Source organism: Burkholderia sp. B10, assembly GCF_004368385.1.
GTDB classification, from domain to species: Bacteria; Pseudomonadota; Gammaproteobacteria; order Burkholderiales; family Burkholderiaceae; genus Burkholderia; species Burkholderia vietnamiensis.
Genome location: NZ_PQMX01000156.1, coordinates 1 through 2471, shown reverse-complemented (window position 1 = coordinate 2471; position 2471 = coordinate 1). Strand labels below are relative to the sequence as shown.

Here is a 2471-nt window from a genome sequence, read left to right as displayed (position 1 = left end):
TGCGTATTTCGGCGAACGTGACCGCCGATTTCGGGAACGTGACCGATTCGGCTGGCTTGGGCGTTGCGCAGTGTCGATTGTAGATTTCCTTGTCAGTTCTGGTCGAGTTCGGGCTCCAGGACGTTGGGTTTGGGGGATGTCTTTCTGAGCGATTCGCCGGTAAGCGTGATCCGGTGATGACGCTGCATGAGGCGGTCGAGCAGCGCATCGGCGATGGTCTCGTCACCGATCCATCCATGCCAGTGCTCGATCGGCAACTGGCTGGTCACGATTGTGGCTTTGCCCGCCGCGCGGTCATCGATCATCTCGAGCAGATCGTTTCGAACCATCGCGTCGAGGGGAGCCATTCCCCAATCGTCCAGCAGGAGAACATCAACGCGGGCGACCTGCAGCAGCCATTTGGTGAAGCCGCCGTTGCCGTGCAGCACGCGCAGTTCCTCGCCGAGTCGCGGCACACGCAGGTACAACGCGGAGTGCCCGCGCCGGCAGGCATACTGCGCCAAGGCGCAAGCGAGCCATGACTTCCCCGCGCCGGTTGGGCCGCTGATGAGCAGGCTGTAGCCGGCTTCGACCCAGTCGCCGAGTGCCAGGCTCGTGAGCGAGCGCGAGTCCACGCCTCGACCGGAGCGGGTGTCGAGGTCCTCGATGGCGGCCTGCGGATACTTGAGGCGCGCCTGTTTGAGCAGTCGGGTCCGGCGCCGATCGTCACGCCAACTGGCTTCACGGTCGACCAGCAGCGACAAGCGTTCCTCGAAGCTCAGGCTGGCCGCACCGGGCTGCGTCAACTGTTCTTCCAGTCCGTCAGCGAAGCCGTCCAGCTTCAGGGTGCGCAGTTGGGTCAGGGTCTGTTGCATCATCATGGTGGGTTCTCTTTATTGGTAGTAGCTGGGGCCGCGTACATGCGCATGGCTCGGGCTGATCCAGTCGGCAGGCGTTGTCGCCGCAGCGCGGTCGCGGTTGTTGACCAGGATGTCGCGCACGTGGCGGTAACGGTGCACGCCCAGTTCCAGCGCCAGCGCACACGCCGCTTCGAGACGGTCGCGGCCATAGCGACGAGAGAGCGAGAGCAATCCGAGGCACGCCCGATAGCCGTGTTCCGGGTGGCGTTGCTCCTGCAGCAGTCGGGTGACGAGCGCGCCGGTGGCCGAGCCGATCTGCTGGCCCCAGTGAATCAGCCGCTGCGGCGTCCATTCGAGATGGGCTCGGTGTGCGGCCGGCATGTGCTCGACGACGGTGGTGTAGCCGCCCGTGCGGTCATTGCGGGCGTGGCTGGCAACGCGGCGGCCGCGATGCAACAGTTCGACCGCGCCCGCCGTAATGCGCGCATCGAGCTTGAGGCCGACCAGTGCGTGCGGCACGCTGTAGCGGTGCTTGTTGATCTCGACGTGATAGTCGATGTGAACCGTCACCGTCTTGAAGCGCGCGAGTTCATAGGGTTGGAGTGGCAGCGGCTGCAGTGCCGGCGCGTCCAGTTCGACGAATGCGCTGGCGCGGCATCCCGGCAACTTCTGGAACGGACGCTCGTTCAAGTTCTTCAGCAGCGGCCGGATCGCGTCATCGACCGACTGGACCGACGCAAACCGGTGATGGCGCAGGCGCGCCATGATCCAGCGCTCGACCACCTGGACCGCAACTTCTACCTTCGGTTTGTCCTGCGGGCGATACACGCGTGCAGGCAGGAATGAGGTGCCGTAATGCCGTGCGAAGTCCAGTACGGTGTCGCCTGCACGAGGTTCGTAACGGTCGGGATCGGCAATCATCGCGCGCGGGTTGTCCGGCACGATCAGCTGCGGCACGCCGCCATAGAAGGTCAGCGCGCGTGCAATGCCGCCCAGCCAGTCCTCCATCGTTTCGGCCGGCGTCGCGCACGCGAACGTGTAGCTCGAGGCGCCCATGGCGGCCACGAAGATGTGCGCGCGGCGTCCGCTCGTCAGCGGCAACGTGGGGCCGGCGAAGTCGACAAACAGCTTCTCGCCGGCGCGGTGGATCTGGCGCATCGAGCGCTTCAGGCGTTTGGTGAACGTCCTGTAGTGCTCACAGAACTGCGTATAGCGGTAGGTCTGCCGATCCGCAAACTCGGCCTGGTACTCCTCCCACAGCAGCGTCAGTGTCACGCCCTTGCGGCGCAGCTCCTGATGGATGCGTCCGTAATCGGGCTGGGCGTAGGCTCCCGGTCCCGTTGACTTACCGAGAAGCCGCCGCTCGAGTTCGCCTTCGTCCATATCGCAGGCGCTCGCCCAGTGGAGCCCGGCGGCGCCGGCCAGTCCGACGTACTTCGTGACCACGCCTTTGGAAATGCCCAGCGACGCGGCGATCCGATCGTGCGAGAAGCCGCCGTCGAATTTAAGTCGTAAAACGTCCTTGATCATGCGCATGTTCATCCGGTGCGCGGGCATGCTGTCTCCGGCCAAAGCCGGCGAGCATAGCCCGCGTGGTTGATGTCATACGCAACGCCAATCCTGCCTTCCGGT

The 2471-nt window shown here is 64.8% G+C and carries 2 protein-coding genes; both read right to left on the bottom strand.

Annotated features, from left to right (window positions below; genetic code table 11):
• Positions 1 to 92 precede the first annotated feature (92 nt).
• Positions 93 to 860 carry an IS21-like element helper ATPase IstB gene (istB, locus tag C3Y15_RS31285; protein WP_007182909.1) on the bottom strand — a complete coding sequence of 256 codons (768 nt, stop codon included), beginning with the start codon at positions 858 to 860 and terminating at the stop codon, positions 93 to 95.
• Positions 861 to 872: 12 nt separating this feature from the next.
• Complete coding sequence (istA, locus tag C3Y15_RS31280; RefSeq protein WP_046429295.1) at positions 873 to 2396, bottom strand: IS21 family transposase; 1524 nt, start codon at positions 2394 to 2396, stop codon at positions 873 to 875.
• Positions 2397 to 2471: the final 75 nt, after the last annotated feature.

Coding starts and splice junctions, on each gene's coding strand:
- istB (WP_007182909.1), bottom strand. CDS start 860: ATGATGATGCAACAGACCCTGACCCAACTGCGCACCCTGAAGCTGGAC.
- istA (WP_046429295.1), bottom strand. CDS start 2,396: ATGCCCGCGCACCGGATGAACATGCGCATGATCAAGGACGTTTTACGA.